Source organism: Desulfosporosinus acidiphilus SJ4, assembly GCF_000255115.2.
GTDB classification, from domain to species: Bacteria; Bacillota; Desulfitobacteriia; order Desulfitobacteriales; family Desulfitobacteriaceae; genus Desulfosporosinus; species Desulfosporosinus acidiphilus.
In genome coordinates this window covers 4,318,955-4,338,854 of sequence record NC_018068.1, presented here as the reverse complement: position 1 = coordinate 4,338,854, position 19,900 = coordinate 4,318,955, and the positions used below count along the sequence as shown (strand labels likewise).

Annotated in this window: 18 protein-coding genes; 11 read left to right on the top strand and 7 right to left on the bottom strand. The window is 40.6% G+C overall.

The window, feature by feature from the left end; genetic code table 11:
- Window positions 1-10 precede the first annotated feature (10 nt).
- Together DESACI_RS19975 and DESACI_RS19970 are read left to right on the top strand one after the other, a co-directional pair.
- On the top strand, window positions 11-688 hold the full coding sequence (locus DESACI_RS19975) for an ABC transporter ATP-binding protein (protein ID WP_014829036.1): 678 nt from the start codon (window positions 11-13) through the stop codon (window positions 686-688).
- Window positions 676-1,695, top strand: a complete 1,020-nt coding sequence (locus DESACI_RS19970) for an HlyD family secretion protein (RefSeq protein ID WP_014829035.1) — start codon at window positions 676-678, stop codon at window positions 1,693-1,695. The genes DESACI_RS19975 and DESACI_RS19970 overlap by 13 nt, the downstream gene beginning before the upstream one ends.
- A gap of 15 nt (window positions 1,696-1,710) precedes the next feature.
- Here DESACI_RS19970 and DESACI_RS19965 read toward each other — a convergent pair whose 3' ends face one another.
- The 5 genes from DESACI_RS19965 to DESACI_RS19945 are packed head-to-tail and all read right to left on the bottom strand — an operon-like array spanning window position 1,711 to window position 7,375.
- On the bottom strand, window positions 1,711-3,399 hold the full coding sequence (locus tag DESACI_RS19965) for a phosphodiester glycosidase family protein (RefSeq protein ID WP_014829034.1): 1,689 nt from the start codon (window positions 3,397-3,399) through the stop codon (window positions 1,711-1,713).
- Between the two features lie 54 nt (window positions 3,400-3,453).
- Window positions 3,454-4,209, bottom strand: coding sequence for an SDR family oxidoreductase (locus DESACI_RS19960; protein ID WP_014829033.1), 756 nt, complete (start codon window positions 4,207-4,209; stop codon window positions 3,454-3,456).
- Window positions 4,206-5,498, bottom strand: a complete 1,293-nt coding sequence (locus tag DESACI_RS19955) for an FAD-binding oxidoreductase (protein ID WP_014829032.1) — start codon at window positions 5,496-5,498, stop codon at window positions 4,206-4,208. Before DESACI_RS19955 ends, DESACI_RS19960 begins: the two co-directional genes overlap by 4 nt.
- Window positions 5,499-5,534: 36 nt before the next feature.
- Window positions 5,535-6,506, bottom strand: a complete 972-nt coding sequence (locus DESACI_RS19950; protein WP_014829031.1) for a lysylphosphatidylglycerol synthase transmembrane domain-containing protein — start codon at window positions 6,504-6,506, stop codon at window positions 5,535-5,537.
- Entirely contained in the window at window positions 6,503-7,375 is an 873-nt protein-coding gene (locus DESACI_RS19945) for a decaprenyl-phosphate phosphoribosyltransferase (RefSeq protein ID WP_014829030.1), read from the bottom strand. The genes DESACI_RS19950 and DESACI_RS19945 overlap by 4 nt, the downstream gene beginning before the upstream one ends.
- Before the next feature lie 719 nt (window positions 7,376-8,094).
- Here DESACI_RS19945 and DESACI_RS19940 point away from each other — a divergent pair.
- From DESACI_RS19940 to DESACI_RS19910, 7 genes are all read left to right on the top strand, one after another.
- Complete coding sequence (locus DESACI_RS19940; protein ID WP_014829029.1) at window positions 8,095-8,922, top strand: peptidoglycan-binding protein; 828 nt, start codon at window positions 8,095-8,097, stop codon at window positions 8,920-8,922.
- A 106-nt stretch (window positions 8,923-9,028) separates the two neighbouring features.
- On the top strand, window positions 9,029-9,982 hold the full coding sequence (locus DESACI_RS19935) for a COG4705 family protein (RefSeq protein WP_014829028.1): 954 nt from the start codon (window positions 9,029-9,031) through the stop codon (window positions 9,980-9,982).
- A 632-nt stretch (window positions 9,983-10,614) separates the two neighbouring features.
- On the top strand, window positions 10,615-11,808 hold the full coding sequence (locus DESACI_RS19930) for a VTT domain-containing protein (protein ID WP_014829027.1): 1,194 nt from the start codon (window positions 10,615-10,617) through the stop codon (window positions 11,806-11,808).
- A gap of 13 nt (window positions 11,809-11,821) precedes the next feature.
- Window positions 11,822-12,475, top strand: coding sequence for a Bacteriophage peptidoglycan hydrolase (locus DESACI_RS19925; protein WP_014829026.1), 654 nt, complete (start codon window positions 11,822-11,824; stop codon window positions 12,473-12,475).
- 110 nt (window positions 12,476-12,585) lie between these two features.
- Complete coding sequence (locus DESACI_RS19920; RefSeq protein WP_014829025.1) at window positions 12,586-13,482, top strand: class I SAM-dependent methyltransferase; 897 nt, start codon at window positions 12,586-12,588, stop codon at window positions 13,480-13,482.
- 101 nt (window positions 13,483-13,583) lie between these two features.
- A complete protein-coding gene (locus DESACI_RS19915; RefSeq protein ID WP_014829024.1) occupies window positions 13,584-14,366 on the top strand; it encodes a COG4705 family protein in 783 nt (260 codons plus the stop codon).
- Window positions 14,367-14,452: 86 nt separating this feature from the next.
- The gene (locus DESACI_RS19910) at window positions 14,453-14,653 is read left to right on the top strand and encodes an N-acetylmuramoyl-L-alanine amidase (protein WP_041276150.1); all 201 of its coding nucleotides are present in this window, start codon (window positions 14,453-14,455) and stop codon (window positions 14,651-14,653) included.
- A gap of 81 nt (window positions 14,654-14,734) precedes the next feature.
- Here DESACI_RS19910 and asnB read toward each other — a convergent pair whose 3' ends face one another.
- Both asnB and DESACI_RS19900 read right to left on the bottom strand, forming a co-directional pair.
- Entirely contained in the window at window positions 14,735-16,654 is a 1,920-nt protein-coding gene (asnB, locus tag DESACI_RS19905; RefSeq protein ID WP_014829023.1) for an asparagine synthase (glutamine-hydrolyzing), read from the bottom strand.
- A 172-nt stretch (window positions 16,655-16,826) separates the two neighbouring features.
- A complete protein-coding gene (locus DESACI_RS19900) occupies window positions 16,827-18,038 on the bottom strand; it encodes an MFS transporter (protein WP_014829022.1) in 1,212 nt (403 codons plus the stop codon).
- A 287-nt stretch (window positions 18,039-18,325) separates the two neighbouring features.
- Between DESACI_RS19900 and DESACI_RS19895 the strand changes: the two genes are divergently transcribed.
- Window positions 18,326-18,889 carry a Chromate resistance protein ChrB gene (locus DESACI_RS19895; protein WP_242833095.1) on the top strand — a complete coding sequence of 188 codons (564 nt, stop codon included), beginning with the start codon at window positions 18,326-18,328 and terminating at the stop codon, window positions 18,887-18,889.
- Window positions 18,890-19,186: 297 nt separating this feature from the next.
- Window positions 19,187-19,885, top strand: a complete 699-nt coding sequence (locus DESACI_RS19890) for a zinc dependent phospholipase C family protein (protein ID WP_014829020.1) — start codon at window positions 19,187-19,189, stop codon at window positions 19,883-19,885.
- Window positions 19,886-19,900 lie beyond the last annotated feature (15 nt).

The following is a 19,900-nucleotide window of genomic DNA, read 5'->3' as shown; positions in this document are numbered from 1 at the left end:
GGAGGGAAATATGAATCAGGTCATTGTTACGCAGAATTTATTCAAGGCTTATACCATGGGAACCTTAAATGTTGAGATTTTAAAAGACATCAATATTTCTATTAATAAGGGCGAATTCGTATCGATCATGGGGCCTTCAGGTTCAGGCAAAAGCACACTGCTTTATCTGTTAGGCGGACTTGATAGACCCACTTCCGGCAGTATAAAAATTAATGACAAAGAGCTATCAAGCATGTCGGATAAAGCAGAGAGTGCCATGAGACGAAGAGATTTAGGGTTTGTTTTTCAGTTTTACAATCTAGTTCCAAATCTTAGTGTCGAAGAAAATGTATTATTGCCCATCTTATTAGACGGGAAAAAGGCCAAAAAATATCACGAACGTTTAAAAGAGCTTCTTGAGTTGATTGGACTTGCCGATAGAAAAAATCACACACCGAGAGAACTCTCCGGCGGGCAGCAGCAGAGGGTAGCTATAGCCAGAGCCTTAATTAATGATCCTGAGATTATCTTAGCGGATGAACCGATAGGGAACTTGGACAGTAAAACAGGAATAGAAGTTATGAGGTTGCTTAAAAGAATTAATTTAGAAAAGTCTAAGACAATCATTCAGGTTACCCATTCAAGTGAATCAGCAGAATACGGGAATAGAACGATTAATTTGCTCGATGGAAGGGTGTGTCAACAATAAAACGAAGAATAATATTAGCTCTTGTCGTGGCCTTGACTATGTCAGTTTCCGGATGCGGTACCAATAATGCGGCCAAAAGCGTAACAGTCAATAGCGGAACTGTGAAATCAACGAAAACAGTCGATGGGTTTGGCGTTGTAAAAGCCGTGGATATCAAGAATATCACGGTTGATTTTCCTGCTGCTGTTAAAACAATAGATGTTGTAGAGGGGCAAAAGGTAAAGAATCAGGATTCATTGGTAACTTTAAATTTGACAGAGTTTGAAGATCAGATTAAAAGCAAGGAAATGAGCATAAGTTCCGAAAGCCATGATATCGAAGAAATTCAAAATGATTATTTGAACACTAGTAATGCTCCTGATTTGCAAAAGCTCCTTAACGATTTGAAAAATGCCCAAGATTTATATAATCAAGTACAGTCGGAATATGCTGCGCAGCAAACGCTTTTCAAGTCAGGGGGTATTTCCAAATATGACCTTGATCAATCTAAAAAAACAGTTGATGCGAAGAGAAACGATGTTGAGGATATCAAATCGTCAATTGATACTCTGAAATATGAGAAACAACAGACTGTTGATTCCAAGAAAAGCGATCTGGCGATTTTAGAATCAGATTTGGCCGCAATGAAGGACAAACTGAATAAGTCCTATATCAAAGGCAGTGATATTATCTCCAATGTCAATCATGGGATCGTTTATGACATAGGATATGTGCCTGGAGATATAGTTAGCTCAGATAAAAAAGTTCTAAGTTTATTAAATTTGGACAGTTTAATTGTCGAAGCAAATATTCCGGAAGAATTCATAAAAAGCGTGAAGATGAGTGCAGATGTAGACATAATTCCTCAGGCAGACAAATCAAAAACAATTAAAGGAAAAGTCATTAGAATTTCAGATAAGGCTGTTGTGAATAACGGAGAGACGGATGTTCCAGTTGATATTTCATTTAACAATAGTGATGGTTTTTTGCTGCCAGGGTTCAATGTGGATGTAAAAATCAATCAATGAATTATCTCCTTATTCTTAAGATGGATGTGCAGGCGTTTTAAGAGTTAGATAAAAAAAGTCTCTTGTGTCAGGCGATAAATAGCGGTAGGGTGATCTAGTCATAGAGGGGTCGAGCTTTGTTCCAACCAACGAACCATTGCTGCTGCCGGAAGTATGATGCAGGAAATTAAACGTAACCCAATAGCTGTTTATATCAAGCTCCATCGCCCTGATGCTTCCGGCACTAAGTAAAGCATGGGCTAGGGTTTCAGCTGTGAGATTATTACCGGCGGCATAAATAATTTGCCCTTGTCCGTCAATCCCGATGCCAGAGCGCCACACCCGGACAGCATTATTAACTGTTGCGCCCCATTTTGCCTGATCAGAAATAAGTGGATTTAGCTTACCGTTGTCTATCAACATTGGCAGGTTTTGTCTCAGGGAAATCATATTGGTTGTAGAACTTATTTCCTTACCCCAAGAGCCGATATCAATTTTCCCATCTTTATAGATGCAAAAGGTTGCCAGTCCTTTTTTTGGCAGCTGATAGACCTGATTGTTGACCATGAAGCCATAGACTCCATCTCTAGCTTGAAAGCCAGCATTAAAGTCTGCTATCAGATTATTCTGTCGCTGTACTGACCAAGGTATCATACCGGTTCCATGAATGCCCGTAACCGAGACAGGGTCTTCTGTACCAGCTGTTAGATGAAAATCGACCAGCTTCGGGTTAATTTTCACTAAGCTCGCTTTAATATATGAGCGAGAGGGATCCGGATAGACTATTGACTTTACCAGAGGCGGGCTGTTGTCTGGAACGATTGGCAAGGCAGGCTTTTGAGGAATGGCTGCTGCGATGTCTTCGGCACGGATTGGGTTACTTTGTTGCTTCCTGTTCTTTACTGAGTAAAATAGACTTGTAAAATTGTCTTTAGTTTGATACCAGGTGTTTTCTAAAAAGGCCACTGTGCTATTGCCCATGATCTGCTTTACCCCTTCGACCAATCGAATAAAGGGTGACGTGTTATCGGAGGGAGGGGCCATATATTGCAAGTCATTAGGCGAACTGCTGAAAACAGTATTCTTATTAATAGTAAGAAAAACATTCGCCGTCTTTCCGGCATTCTCAACCAATCGTACTTTTACCTGGTTTTTGTTAATAGGTAGGATATTTGCGTTTTTGACAACGTTGGAAAACGTAAATATATTTTTTTTGTTGTTCTGCAAGTTATAGGCATTAATAGACTGGGGTTGTCCATTAAAGGAGCTGACATAAAACATAAAAGGATACGCCATAGTCAGTGCTGAATCATTGACCTGCGGCCCGTTGCTTAAGGATTCCGGCGGCAGGGTAATGGAATAGCGGCCGTTTTGATATGGTGTTCTAAATACATAGATTTGGTTCGTTTTGCTGACTTTTCGTGCGTTGACCAGTATCTTCTTAATTATTCCATTATTGCCAAGAGCGTAGATGGGCTGAGTGTTGTCTGAAGCATTAGAAGAAACATGGTATTGTTTTGTAGAATCTAATAGCTGAATAAATTGCCTGGCCGTTTCTTTTGAGAGGTTAATGGGAGTCACTGGGTCATAATTATTAATCCGCTGAATTAATGTGGCAGCTATTGTGCCTAATATTGTAAAAAAGATTAATGCTGTCAAAAGAAAACGTTTCAAATTCAATTTGTATCTTTTTCCATTGATTCTCAAGACTCGGCTATTATTCATTCTTTCACCTTCATATTTGATGGAGCCATTTCAAGATGTTTTCGGACATTATCCTCAGAGATTTAGTCTTTTAAAAATACTTTCGGGTATGTGCTGGATAATGAGCATGATCCAACGCCAGAGATTTGGTAAATAGACAACATTCCTTTTTTTGGCAATGCCTGTTACAATACCGACAGCGATATGATCAGGCTTTGACCATAAGACACCCTTCTTGGCAAAATGAGCGGTCATCGGTGTGTCCACGAAGCCGGGTTTAATAGTGATAACATTGACTCCCCGCCAGACAAGGCGGTTGCGAAGACCTTGCAAAAAGAGGGTAACCATGCCTTTGGCAGAACCATACACATAATTGCTCCCTCGACCGCGATCCCCGGCAACCGAAGTTATCACGGCTAAAGTGCCGTTTCCTTGCGTCTCCAAACGATTAGCTAAGATAATGAGTAAGGCGATGACACTCAGGGCATTGGTGCGAATCTCTTGCATAGTCAAATCCACGGACTGTTGGCAGGCCTGTTGGTCCGGTAGAGTTCCATGAGCGATGAGTACTATATCTATTCCTCCGAGGACTTGTTCCGCTTGTGAAAGGAGAGTTTCATGGAGCCTGAATTCGTTTAAATCGGCTATTACCCCTTCGATCGTTTGTTCAAAAGAAACGTTTTGCCGAAGATCGTTGAGAAGCGCCATCAGCTTTTCTTGACTGCGTCCTACCAGAAAAATGCTGTTGCCTTGCTTCGCCCATTGGCGGGCACATGCGCCTGCTATTGCCGATGTAGCGCCAAATATAACAATTCTCTGCCGCTTACTCATTGTGTGACTCTCCTCCAAAAACTGGATGAGAATTTTGGATCAATGAAGTCGGCAAAATGTTCCCACCGCGGAAAACCGCTCTTGAACATTTTAGCCGACATGCGTGCATCTTTCGAAGGATTAAGAACACCTTGAGCTTCAGACACAATGGCGTCTAATTCTTTGAATAGACGCAGCGTTGTTTGACCATGATTGGGGAAATCCAGAGCTAGTGTGACGCCCGGGCGAGCAAAGGACATTAAACCTCTCGAAGGTATATTTCCAAAAGTTTTTAGAACGGCAAGGAACGAACCTTGTCCGCTGGCAGCAATCTTTTTCGACATGGCTTTTATTCCGTCCTGAGCGTCCTCCGGCGGCAGAATGCATTGATATTGGAAAAATCCTTTTTTCCCATAGATACGATTCCAATCAAGCACTCCGTCAAGGGGATAAAAAAAGGGCTCGTAATGAGATAATGCCGGCATATCCTTGATCGGTTTATGGTAATAAACAGTATTAATCAGTCTCAGACTGACAGGATTAATTAACGAAAATGACGGGTCAAATGGGAAGCGCAGCGACTTAGGGTGGCGTGGGGGGAACTTATCTGTCTCAGCCGCGTGCTGCCCCGATATATACACACCCCGGCCTTGGCCGCGTCCTGCCGAGAGGCAGTCATACCAGGAAACAGTATAAGGCCAGCGATGCTCGGCCTCGCTATTAATCTCCCAAAATTCATCCAGGCTGGAAAAGCGTCGGGATTGAGCTAATATCCAGGGGTTATTCACGGGGATCAGCTGTATCTCCGCCCAAGTAATCAGGCCTGTCAGTCCTAAGCCGCCAATGGTTGCCGTGAACCAATCTTTGGCCTTCTCCATGCTGCAGACAATTCGCTGTCCATCAGAACGCAGTAATTCCAGACGGATCACGTGGTTTCCGAAGGAGCCGGCACAGTGATGATTTTTGCCATGTACATCATTGGCGATAGCTCCGCCAATTGTAATAAACTGGGTCCCAGGCGTTACGGGTAAAAACCAATTTTTCGGTACAACCAATTCGAGAATTTCCTTTAGCAAAACCCCGGCTTCACAACGCAGGCGGCCCGTTGTTTGGTCAAAGTCAATAAAATGATTTAATTTTCGTGTATTCAGCAGCACTCCATTTTCATTGAGACAGACATCACCATAACTACGGCCGTTTCCGTAAGGGAGGCAGAATGACTCAGTCCGTGGTAAGCTGACAAAACCTTCAGATAAGTTAAAGACCTCACGATGCTTTAAGCGAGGGAATCGATTCCAGGAAAGATCCATTTGTTTTATACCATCCTTTTTAATAATTTTATTGAATTAGTTGCCTTGCTCTTCAGTGCCGGAAACTAGCACTCGCTTGCCAAGGACTAAAGCTATCACACCTAAAAATACGGCAAACCATAAAGTGGTCAAGCGAATAATAACAGTCGCCGCAATGGCCTGTGTTCCAGGCATGCCATTCATAAGAAGTAAACCGGCCATCGCTGCCTCTGTACCGCCGAGACCTCCCGGCAGAAAACTTATTGCCCCAGCTAATGTTGCGAGAGCATATACAGAAAAGGCAAAAAGCAGACCCGCACTGAACCCTAATTTGTAAAGAAGAAGATAAAAAGCAAATGCTTCAGAGGACCAGGCTAGAAGTGATAAAAACGTTGCACTGATTAGGATACGCGGACTATGACAGCGCCGCGCTTCTTTGAGAAGTGTTAGCCAACGCCGTCCTGTTTTGGATGAAAGATGTATAAGTCTGGATAAATTGCCAAGGAATTTGAGAGGGAATTTAGTGTGTAACGATAAAAACAGGCTGATAATCGCAGCGACGATTATCACCGAAATTATCATAAACCAGTGGAGTTGGTGGAATGTGCCCAGTAGTGTCAGCAGAAGAATTGCCGATAAATCGGAAATGCGCTCGCTTACAAAAACTGCAGTGCTGTTGGTATAGGTTACGCCATAAGTCTTAAGAAAAACACCGCGATACAATTCTCCCGTTTTGCCAGGTGTCATCGTAAGGGCAAAACCTGCTACGTAAATCAAAGCACTCAAAGTAACGGGCAGATTTGCACCAAGGAATCTAAGGTAGTTTTGCCAGCGAATAATCCGAAGAAGATAATTTAGAAGTGAAAGTATAAGAAGTAAACAAAGCCATGTCATACCGATGGTTTGAACAGCAGAGAAATAGTTTTCTCTATTACTCCATTGGGCAAAGATCAGACAACCCGCCAGCACCAAAACGAAGAAGAGGACAATGCTGCTTAATTTTCGTTTGCTTAACCCTGATATGATCATGCTATGATCACTACAGTTACTAGTCCCCAGATTAAAACAGTTACTAATAAGTGGGGGTCTGAATAGAGATCAAGTGCGGTGTCGTTACCCTTACCGCGTCGATGTAATAGAAAGATATAACGAAAAACACCATAAACCACGAAAGGTAACGTATAGATTAAGGCTGTAGTGCCGTATCGAGCGACCGTTTCTGAATTAACGGTATAAAGACCATAGCATAGAATGGTGCAGGCGGAACTGACTGCCATAAACTGGTCAATCATCATGGGGCTATAGTCTCTTAGAACCTGTCGCGTTTGATTTTTGGTCTCGGACAACCCACTGTTCTCAAGAGTAAAAAATTCAGCCCGACGCTTGGCAAAGCCCAGGAAGAGGGAGAGCATAAATCCACAGAGCAATAGCCAAGAGGAGGGAGCAATGCCGAGACCGATTGTTCCGGCAAGAATACGCAGCATGAAACCCGCGGAAATAATAAACACATCCAGAACGGCAACTTGTTTTAAGCGAAGTGTGTAAGCGATATTTAACGCTGCATACATAACAATAAACAACACGACCCATGGTCCCGAAACTGCAGCAAGCAACAAGGCTGTTAAAACCAGTCCGCCCGCAATCATCCAGCCGCTTCGAGGGGAAATCAACCTGCTCGCGAGCGGCCGCGTTTTTTTTGTAGGATGCTGGCGGTCAGCCTCAATATCCAGTAAATCATTAAAGACGTAGATGCTGCTCGCGATACAACAAAAGGCTCCAAAAGTAACAAAGGCAAGAAATAAAGTTGCCAGGTCCCATTGTTTAGAAAACATTATACCCAGCAAAACAAAACTATTCTTAATCCATTGATGAGGCCGCAATAATTTTAGAAAATTCATTACACCTATATTTTCCTCCCGAAATTTTTGTTGGACCTGATTCGCGGACGAATTCTTTTAATCAGTCTAAAGTTTAAACATTAAGAGAGGATTAAATTGTAATTAATAATGGATAAATAAACGAGGCTTGAGCAATAAATGCTTTAGCCTCGTTTTCTTATGACTTCAAAAGACTGGAATAGTTATGAATAAGAAAATAAAATTTTCATGGTCTTTTAATCTTTTTCCCCGTCGCCAATGATAACTTCCTTGACTTCAAGGTAATCGCGGACGGATCGGAATCGCCTAGGATGAGAGAGTGCCTTCTCAACGATTGGCTTACCAGCGATCATTCGTTCTCTAACAATATAGTGGCCGTCAGCCCAACAAAAATTTAATTTTTCAGATTTTTAATGTTCTTCAATGAACCTGAAATATCTTAACATAGTAGATTTAGTTGTTCCTATAAGATGATTAAATAAGGATTAAAGTTAAAAGAAATAGTAGGACTTTTAATCTTGGGTTAATGAAGGGTATGAAATAATTAGATACAATAATAACTAAGGTAGTTGACAACCGTAAAAATCTATGAGGTGCATTTAAAACCCTTTTCACCTGACATAAACGATTCCTCAATATCTAAGTTAAACGCACTCTACTTTGGGACGCGGCAAATTTGAACGTTTCGGCTTCTTCCGCATAGTATTAAATAGAAATACTATGAGAAAGGTGTTTTATAAATGGCAAACTTACCAACCTTAAGACTAGGTTCTCAAGGTCCGTATGTAAAAAGGCTTGAGATGAATTTAAACGGTTTAGGTAAAAACTATAATAGCTTTGTAATAGATTATCTTTTCGATCGAAAAACTGAAGACGTAGTCAAGAATTATCAAGATGATATTAGGTTACCTCGGAATGGTATTGTTGGTCCTGCCACATGGGCTAGCTTGATCGACAGGGTAAAAATGATACAAGTTAAGTTAAATTCTTTAGGCTATAATTCAGGAACTCCTGATGGGTGGTTTGGTCATAAAACCACCGAGGCGGTACTTAGGTTCCAGCGCGATCATGCGCTCGTTCAAGAAGGAGTAGTAAACCCAAGAACCCGGATAAGTCTATTTGCTCCCCACTCGGCGGACAAGTTTGAAACCCGACCAAGCTCTACATCTTTAAGTTCACTTGATCCTTACGTCGCTTCTCTCGCTAGTGAATTTCTGAATTTAACAAGAGCCCATAACTTAGACGTCCGCATTACCACTGGGTTTAGAAGCTGGGACGAGTCAGACAGGCTATATGCTCAAGGAAGAACAATGCCTGGTCCAATTGTAAGTAATGCCAGAGCCGGAGATTCCTATCATAATTGGGGCCTGGCATTTGACGCTGCACCTTTTGTAAACAACCAAATTTCCAATGATCAAAACCTATATATCTTAATGGGACATTTAGGGGGACAGGGCGGGCTAGAATGGGGTGGAACCTTTAAAGCCATAGTGGATTATCCGCATTATCAATACACCTTTGGATTGACTACTGAGGACCTTCAAAATGGGAGAAGACCTTCTAGGTAACTATAACAATAATTTTTAACCTCGTTGCCAAGATTATGTTGTAAAATGAGATGAATTACTTAGTTAAATATTGTAAAAGGTACCTCGAAATTAAGGAGATAATCAATTGGATTATCTCCTTAATTATTTGGGTAGAATAGAAAAAAATACATACAAAGGGGCTTTGTCTATGAAGACTAATGGATTTATCAACGATAAAATAAATTTCAATGAAGTAAAATCCTCTCATCCCATAAGAAAGACGCTGAATAAAGTTCCTGAAATTACCATTTTCTTTTGGGTGATCAAGGTTTTGGCAACAACAGTCGGTGAAACAGCCGCTGATTTTTTGAACTCAAACCTAAATTTAGGGTTAACTATTACAACATTTATAATGAGCGTTCTTTTGATGATTACTTTATTCTTTCAGTTTAAGCTAAGAAAATACGTGCCAAGTGTATACTGGCTTTTAGTTGTTCTAATTAGTGTTGTCGGCACACTAATAACCGATAACCTTGTGGACCATTTTGGAGTACCTTTAGAAATAACGACTATCGTGTTTTCTGTGGCTCTCATCGCAACTTTTGTTGTTTGGTATGCCAATGAAAAGACATTATCAATTCATTCTATCTACACAACTAAAAGAGAGGCCTTTTATTGGTCAGCAATTCTATTTACGTTTGCCTTGGGGACTGCGGCGGGCGATCTTATAGCAGAGCAGCTTAATTTAGGTTATTGGAAATCAGCCCTTATGTTTGCTGGTTTAATAGGGGTAGTAACATTTACTTTCTATCGCTTGAAGATTAATTCAGTTCTTGCATTCTGGATCGCTTATATATTAACCCGTCCTCTTGGGGCATCTTTGGGCGATTTTCTTTCACAATCTCGAAGTGCCGGAGGACTTTCTTTAGGAACAATTGATACCAGTTCAATATTTCTCATCGCAATATTGAGCATTGTAATTTTCCTAACTATAACAAAGAGAGATCAGAACCTTATTGCTATTGGTGAGAATATCGGTTATGTAACAAGTTCCGAATTAAATGAAACAGAGCAAACAGATAACCTCGTTTCTGATTGAATAAATTTTTCATTTTTGAGAGCACAAGCGAAGGAATGGGATTTAAATGGGGAAGCCAATGCTTATAATTATGGTTATAAAAGCGGACTGAATGAAGAGTTCATTCAGTCCTTTCCAATTTGATTAAATTTTTAAAGACTGCAATGCCTTAGCTCATATTTTTAATCAATTTTTCATGTAATTTGGTTAAAGAAAGGCAATAATAATCGTGGTGCAAGAAATAAGGAGGAAATATCGTGTGCGGCATTTGCGGCCAATGGCATATAACCAGATAGCGTTTCGCGAATCTGTGCATTTCATTGTTTTGGTTACTAGTGGTTTAGTAAATAAGGAACACGATGATTAATTATTAAGATTCGACTGAAGGCGGCGAATTATTTAATAGTGAGCTGAATTACAGAGTAAAAACGAGGCTTTAGCAACAAATGCTTTAGCCTCGCTTTTCCATCTGACTTCAAAAGGATTCGAATAGTTATTAAATAATATTTTCATGGTCTTTTAATCTTGTTAGGATAAACTAGTGTTATTAATGAGCTTTTTCGTCATATTATGCATGTTCGTGATTATCGGACAAAAAACTATCTTAATAAAAGAGGAGATTTTAAACAAAGAGACCGTTGCTAATCTGTAATTTGATAAGGCGCAGAATTTTAGCAATTATTTCATCAGCTATCGGAAGTATAACAGGGATTACTATTGCTTATTTTCTGGGACGATTTTTCGAAGCAAACGTATTGGTATACCTAAGAAAACATGCGGGAAGTCAGCGCTTGGAAAAGGTGCTTAGTTGGTACCATCAACATGGTGGTAAACTTCTGACGGCAGGATATTTTATTCCTGGAGTACGTCATCTGTCTGGCTATATTGCCGGTTTAAGCCGCTTAAATTATCGGGATTTTGCACTATATTCCTATCTCGGGGCCATTTCCTGGGCAAGTGTATTTATCCTGCTGGGAAGGACTTTGGGCAGTCAATGGAACACTATTCTTCCGATCATCCATCGTTATTCTATCCTACTTGGAGTAATTGCAGCTGTTCTCTTTATAATATTTTATCGGTTGTATAAGAATCATGAACGATGGGGAGCTTGGCTGTCTGGGGAGTTTTTGCGTCTAACCAGTAATTATCGTTCGTTAGGTAAGCTGCGATTATTAATTATTATAGGCTCTGTAACATTTGTAGGACTTTTTGTTTTTTTAATGAGTCTAATTCAAGATTTTGTGACGAACGACGTTGCTGAATTTGATCACATGGTGGCTTCCGGTCTGGAACTGGCTTCTCCACTCTGGATGATCTACTCAATGCAGCAAATTAATGCTTTGAGTACTCATATTGTGATATTAAGTGTCTTTTTAGTTGCGTTATTTGGCTATTGGTATAAAACTAAGCAATGGATTCATGTTCTTCCCCTTAGTCTTGCTTGGGGCGGAGGAACTTTGGTTGATTATTTTTTTCGATTCATTTTCCGGGGTGAGAACGTAAGTATCTTTGAAAACATTATACCCTTTCAAGCTCCAAACACTGGTTTTTTACTGGGCAGCTTATCATTTTACGCAGTTCTTAGCTATGTTTTAGCACGAAAAGAATCCTGGTACAGTCGGCTTTGGATTCTGATCGCAGGGGTTCTGCTAGTATTCTTCTTAGGACTAAGTCCTGTTTATCTGCGGATTCATACACCAAGCGCCATGGTCACAGCTTTAACAGTCAGCGGCCTGTGGACATATATTTGTGTATTCCTTTATGAGTTCTTGCTATACAGGAATATGCCGGGCAATAAAACACGGAAAATTAAATTAAATCTTCTTTTACTGAAGAGATTCGATTGAGGAGGTATTTCCTATGAAGAAGCAATATTTGATCCTCATAGGGGGAAGTATGATAATTGCTTTAATTCTGCTTTTACCACATAAAGAGATTCACAGCGTTATACCCGTATCGACTCCAGGTAATACTCAAGCTCCGAAAGTTATAAACAAGATTCAGGTTAACAAATCACTAAAAATAAACGCTCCTGAAGTTTATTTAAATAAAAAACTATATGACTATCTATCTAAAGAAGCCAATCGGCAGAAAGTAATAAAAAGGGCATTGCAGCTAAACAATGGGCAGTATAGGAATGCATGCGTTTACTTTGTTGCTGAAGCACTGAGGCAAAATGGAGTTAAGTTACCCGACACTACCTGTAATACCAGAGGACTCATTAATCAACTGGAGCATAGAGGTTGGACACGCAGCTCCGCATACAAAAATCTGCAGCCCGGTGACATCTGTTTTACGATGGATCAGAATAATTGCAGCCTGGGTGACCCTGCTCATTCCTACATCTTTATGGGCTGGGTTTTACCGAACAATTATGATTATGCTTATGTTTGTGACAATCAGGCGGATAGATATGGAAAAATATATCACGAAAGAAATGTAGCTAAACTAGACATCTATAACGGTGAGGAAAAGGAACCCTTTCGCTTCTTGATGAGAATGAAGGGCAGTTGAGCAATGATAACCATTTTTTAAGTTTCTTTTAATAAACATATGTTAATCTTAGGATGAGAAGATTCTCTGCGAAAAGAATTCCTGAAATCATTAATATTGGAGTTTTTTGAATGAATACAGTTTGGTCTAAAAATATTTTTGGAATTGAGACATTAATTAAAATTCGCGATTTTCGCTTTAACGTCAGATTTTCAAGATTATATTTAGAAGCCTTGCCTATACGATGTGGCATGAAGTTGCTTGACTTGGGATGCGGTCCAGGTTCATTTACAAGATGTGTCTGCGACTGGTTTGGCGGGGATTTACAGGTTGAAGGAATTGATTTGGACAGTGGCTATATTGATTTTTGCATTGAAACAGACGCCAAGAATCACTACAATATTGCCTACAATGTATGTGATGCCTGTAATACGCCATTTCCTAACGAGAGTTTTGATATTACAACTTCATACACAGTCGCACAACATGTAGAAAATACATCTTTCTTTCAAGAACAATATAGACTCTTGAAACATGGCGGATATATTGTCGTTATGGATGTAGGAGAATACGTTGAAAATATTGAGAGTCAGTTAGAAGTGATTCCAATGTCTCAGGAGGAACTTTACATTCTGCTGGCACTTCAAATTATTGACGAGAATAATAACATAAAGGCCGAGCGATTTAACAAACATAAACATTCTGATGATGAAACGAAGAAACTCTTGAAAGATATTGGTTTCACCGACATCCAGCATAAAAAGATTACAATAAGCGGTTGTCCGGATAATCCACAATCCGATGATTTTTCGCGACTAATTATTGACAACTTTTATTGTAGTTATATTGATTTGGCAATTTCTGTATTGAATAATGATAACAGTGAAGCTATAAAGCAACTAGCGAACCGATATATCGATTTAGTAAACGAGCGGAAAGCAAAACGCATTGAAATGTATGAAAACAAAATAAAAGTATGGGACAGCATCGAAACAGAAGTGAATATCATTGTTGCGAAAAAATATTAGATTTTCAACCATCTGTTGTGACAGAGCCAAAAAATAATATCCAATCCTTAAAGAAAAATTTCAGGGTGACAGAATTTATATGAAGGGAACGATTATATCCAATGAATCAATCTATATCCGTTACCAGAAATAGAGAGAAACAGTTCTTAATGAAGGTTCCAGAAATCACGATATACTTTTGGATTGTCAAACTGCTGACTACCGCCATGGGCGAATCGACATCTGATTACCTGGTCAATAATATCAATCCATATGTGGCTGTAATCTTGGGGGCAGTAGGATTCTTTATCGCACTAATCTTACAATTTTCAGCTCGCAAATATGTGGCATGGATATATTGGCTTCTCGTGGTCATGGTGGCTATCTTTGGAACAATGGTTGCCGATGTCATACATATCGTTTTAGGTGTTCCGTATTATGCGTCCACCATCGCCTTTGCCATTATTTTGACCGTGGTATTTGCGACTTGGTACAAGGTGGAAAAGACGTTATCTATCCATAGCATCTATACACGTCGACGTGAGGTGTTTTATTGGGCTGCTGTACTTGCAACGTTTGCCATGGGAACTGCCACGGGGGATATGACTGCAATGACTTTAAACCTTGGCTACTTGGCTTCAGGAATCCTATTCATCGTATTGTTCGTGCTTCCTGCAGTGGGTTATTTTTTGTTTGGTCTGAACGAGATATTTGCATTCTGGTTTGCCTATATTATGACCCGTCCTCTTGGTGCCTCCTTTGCAGACTGGTTTGGAAAACCAAAGGGCATTACGGGTCTGGGATATGGTGATGGGATTGTCGTGGCGGTATTAACGATACTCATAGTCATATTTGTCGTTTATTTATCGGTGACACTCAGGGATGTCCAACAGTTGGAGGATTAGTTCTATTGAATCACATACTATAGATCTTAGATAAAATACAATCAATATAAACGGCCAAAGTATCAAGGATTGAGGAAAGTAAAAGTATGGGTTACTACAGTGAAGATTCGGTGCCTGGCAAAGCTTTGGCGGAGAAAATTCAGAGCCAGTTGATAAAACTTCAACCCGATAATAAACGAACGGCCAAGGTTGGTGATTATTATCTGCTTAACCAAATCAAAATACCGGCAGTCATTATTGAAGTTGGATTTTTGTCCAATGCACGAGAGAGTAGAATGCGATCTTAGAGGAGAACTCAGTCATGGTAACTGCCGCTTTATTATAATAAGGAACAGGTATTCGAACCGCTAACTTGAATGAAGGAACTCTCAAATTGACCCTCCCCCTAGTTTGGGGATTCTATTTTTTTCTGCACTCGGTCTGGTACAGACGTTAATTTGTGCTTGCTGCCAGAAAGTTAGGTACACTTCCAATACGTAGAGCGCCCAAATGAGGCGTGACGAATGGGAAGAATCAGCTTGAAGCATCTTTTCAATTTGCTGCGGCAGGAGAAATTCCCGCAGGCGGGCTCCAGGGTCTAATAAAACGTTCTTTACTTCTGGTTTCAGTTCGTCCATTAACCAGGCTGTAAGAGGTACAGGGAACCCATTTTTCGGCAGGGTTACCACTTCTTCAGGTAAGAAGCCTGCCAATGCCCTGCGCAAGACAACCTTGCTTTCCTTGGGAGTGACTTTGTAGGGAAGTGGAAAACTCATGCCCAATTCAACGAGTTCATGATCCAAATAGGGCAGCCGTATTTCCAAACCGTGCTGCATGGTCATCTTATCCGATTTCATCAGGGTATTTTCCGGCAGCCATGAACACATATCAAATTGCAGCATTCGTTCCTCCTCAGACAGTATTTCGTCTTCCAGAAGGTGTTGGGTCGGAAAATAGGATTTTTCTTCTGCTAGTGCGGAAAGCATTTTTCCGGAATATAGGGATTGTTTTTGCGAGAAACGCATAAGTCCTCCAACTCCAAAGTAACGCTCGCTCAGTGAGAGGGAGAAGCGTTCTGTCTTTTGAGGGAAAGTATGTTCCAGAATGTTTCGAGTCCAACCTGGAAGCTGATGGTAGCGGCGGAAGTTTGACGGCTCAAGATAGGTGCTGTACCCGCCAAATAACTCATCGGCACCTTCTCCTGAAAAGACGACCTTTTCTCCTCGCGAGGAGGCGAATTCACTAAGGAAATAGAGAGGAATTGCTGTTGGATCGGCAATTGGCTCATCCATGGCGGTTAAGATTCGCCCAAGGCGCTGCTGAACCTCAGCAAAAGGGACAACCCTTTCGCAATGCTGCGTCTGTAAAACTCTGGCTGCATTCCGAGCTTGATCTAATTCCGAATAATAACGAAAATCCCGCGTGTGATGAGGACGTTCAAATCCAATAGCGTAAGTTCGTGCCCGCTCATGATAGAGACTCTGGTGCATAGCGATCAAGCCGCTCGAATCCAAACCGCCGCTGAAATAATAGGCTGCCGGGACTTCATCAGGCCAACGAATTTGCAGGGCTTCCTTTAAGGTGGTGTGGACGAGCTCACTCGCCTCTTTTAATGAAATTTCTTTTTTTACGCTTGGGACCAGCCAAAAGGTTTTCGTTCGTACTTGAAGTTCGCCTTTTTTAAAGGTCACCAATAACGTTGTGCCCGGCGGAACTTTATAAATACCCCTGAAAATTGTATTAGGTGCCGGAACATACCGATAACTTAAGTATTGATCCAAAGCTTGAAAATTAATAGCCGGTTTCTCCGCTCCGATGAGCAGGGCTCCAAGTTCTGAAGCAAATGCTAAACTTTCGGAATTATAGCGGACATATAAGGGTTTTACACCTAAACGATCGCGAACGAGTAACAAGCGGCGAAGCCGCTCGTCCCAAAGCGCAATGGCGAAAGTTCCTCTTAATTTAGAGGGGAAATCTAAACCATATTCCTCATAAAGGTGTGCCAGAACCTCACCATCACCCGCCTGCTGTAAGGAATGTCCGTGGCTGATCAGATGCTCTCGTAGTTCCTTGTAATTATAGATTTCACCATTAAAGATAATGCGGATACGCTTATCTTCGTTCGATAAGGGCTGCTGTCCTCCCTTTATATCCACAATAGCTAACCGGCGAAATCCGAAGGCAAGAGTCGGTGAAACATAATAGGCTTCCTGATCGGGGCCTCTATGCTTCATCGCCCGTGTCATTTGTTTGAGCCGAGGAACATCGATATATTTAGCTGGGCCAAACTGCCCACAAATACCGCACATAAAACTTTAAGCCTCCCCGGATTTTTTATAATCCACACAATTAGAATTCCCAATTTTCATAAGGTTAAACCTCGATTATTCCTGCAGCTGCTGCAGAACTTTCTCCATCTCGCTTTAAGTCCGTAAAGATTGGCTGCTTCTAAGGATGGTAGTTTATTTTACAGAAGAGATTTTAACAAAGAAAAGCAACGGATAAGAGAGCTATTAACAGAGAAAAAATACAGACAATGATGATACCGGTCCAGGATGCTTGAATCCAAATAATAGCATTGACAGAGGTTCCTATTCCGGCACCGATATAATAAAAGAATGTGTACAAGGATGTTGCTGTTCCTCGGTTTTTTTTGGCCCAATCCCCAATTAATGAAGTAGCCGTAGATTGTACCGAAAAAAGTCCCAAAATTGTTAGGGTGATACCGGTAAGGATAAGGATTAGGGATGATGATATCGTAATCCATAGCCCTATAAGCATCAGAGATAGTGCTAAAGCGAGAACGAAACGCCGCCCGATGGAATCGGATAAACGGCCGGCTCGCGGAGCTGCCACAGCTCCCAGTAAATAAAGCACATAGATGAGGCTTATTTGTGAGGGATTTAAGCAGTAGGGTGCTTTGCTCAGCCTAAATGGCAAATACGTTAACACACTTATAAAACTGGCATGCATTGCCGCACCTACTAGATAGGCTCCCAGCAAATGGCGGTTACGCAGGTGATCATAAAAGGAGTTAAGAGTATTTTTGAAGTTTTCTTTGGGAGCCGAGTCACTGACAGCTAAGGAGAGGTTTGCAGCTGGATTCAGTTCGTTGGGCAGGATTCTGTCAATAAGAATCCATGCTATTAATGTGTCGAAAGCGGCACTGAAGAAGCCGGCTTTCCAATCTAAGAACTGGCTAAATGTACCTATCTCGATTCTGCCAAGCGGTCCCGCTATGGCAGATGCAGCGGCAAAAATCCCCATACCCGCACCACGTTCCGTTGGCAGGAAAATATCATTAACATAAGAAATAACGGTCGTCATGTACCCTGGCAACAAAAGTCCCTGTAAAGCACGTAAAAGGAGCAAAACTCTAAAATTTGGCGCTATAGTCAACAATAACGTTGGAATGATTAATCCCACGGTACTCCAACGCATAACTGTCCATCGTCCATATCGGTCTGAAACGCATCCGTAAAGAAGAGAAAATAAAGCAATTAAAATTAAGGGTAAAGATATTATTAAGCTGACTGTTTGAGGCGGTTGATGATAAACTTGAGTTAAAGAGGGAAGAATCGGCTGTGGGCTATAGATATTAGCAAATACAAATAGGGTTGAAAAAAAGAGAGCTATTTTTTGTTTGCGCGTTAGTCCAATCCCATCGGCTCTGCTCGAATTTATTAAATTCAAAGGAAATTCCTCCTTGGGTATTTTAGATGAATTTAATATGCCCTTCAAATGAGCCACCTATATTAAAGTAAGATTAAAAATGATTGAGATTTTTTAATCCATTGATTGCTGAAATTTTCTGTGATCTGTGGATTTCTAAAGAGAACTTGGGCAAAATTCAACTCTAAGATGGATGAATAATAAAAGGAAATAGAGAATACTTGTAGAACCTTTAAGCTGGATTCATTATGATCGAAAAGTTCCCGAGTGAAGAAATAGTGACAAAGCGGCTCAAGGAGGATGATATTTTGCTGAAATGGCTTATCATGAGTTACAATTTGCCGTCAGAGCCATCAAGATTAAGAGTAGGTACTTGGAGAAGCCTGAAAAAGTTAGGGGCCGTCAATATTCATCAATCGTTATGGCTGCTGCCAATGAACGATGAGAATTATACAGCGTTGGCAACAGTCGCTTCGAATATCAGCGAGAATCATGGAGAAGTTCTCTTGATGCAGACCATTGCTATGGAAGAAAACTATGAAAAGGCCATGATCTCCCGCTTTAATAAAGCGAGAGAAATTGAATATGAGGAAATCATTGATAAATGTAATGATTATTTTTCTGAAATAAATAAAGAACTAGAGCGAAAAAACTTTACCTTTGCCGAAGCCGAAGAGAATGAGGAAGAACTGGAAAAACTTCTATCCTGGTTTGAAAAGGTAAAATTTAGAGACGTTTTTGTCTCGCCGCTGCGGGAGGCAACGGAAAAGAAACTTGAAGAATGTCGGAAGTGTTTTGAGGATTTTAACAGTAAAACCTTCGAAAATGAAAAGAACGACCCGCCGCCAGAAATAAAGATCGTTAAAGAGTGAAAATTAATAATGTTATAACGCTGCCCTGTTTTAAAAATATATAAAAAGGCCAAAAGGAGAAAGAACTTTCGGAGTTCGTTTTTCTTTTGGCCTTTTTCTAAGCTTGATCCTTATAAATGTTCTTTTTCTGTTTTACAAATTTTAAAGATAAATTTAAGGTTAATTAAAGGTTTATATAGTACCCTTCAATATGAAGATAAAGACTGAACCATAGTCTTAAGACTATAGCTATTTCAGAAAACGAATAAAATTTTATTGTTACATTATAGAGATTGAATAGAGATGGGAGTGCTATAGTTGCCAATACTGTCGGAACAAACTTTTAACAGAGTAACAAAAGTTTTGTTAGCTCCGGTTAGTCCGCTGCAGATTTTTTTAGATGCACCAAGCCCGACCCATGGTTACTGTTTGCAGCAAGCTTACGATATTCTAAGACAAGATGGTAAAGATGAGGTGGCTGCTTACTTTTGCTCATATGATAATGACCTTCAAGAAGGTCTTTCTTGGGCAGATCGGGGCTGGAAGAATATTTGTCATTATTTTTACGACCCTGAAAAACAAGGGAGAGTACACTGGCCGGGAGCGGATGCCGAATGTCAATATTATTTCAACAAAGCTGCTGCTGCGTTTCAACGAAATATATCAAAAGGTATGTTCTATTTAGGTGCCGCTTTACACATCGTGCAAGATATGTGCGTGCCTCATCATGCGTTGGGTGTGATTTTTGACGGGCATCAAGAGTTCGAACGATGGACCATAAATAATCTGGATTGCTTTATTGTTAAGGGAAACGGGATTTATAAATCATTTACTCACCCAACTCAATGGATTAGATATAACGCTGAAATAGCTTCTCGCTTCTTTCAGCTTGTTTCACAAGAAAATGGCTGCAGCGAAGAGAGTTATAATGCAGCTGCCGGAAAACTCCTGCCGCTGACGGTATTGACTACAGCTGGTTTCTTAGATTTTGCTAAACCTTTTCTCCAGCGAGGGTAAAAGTATACGGTGAAC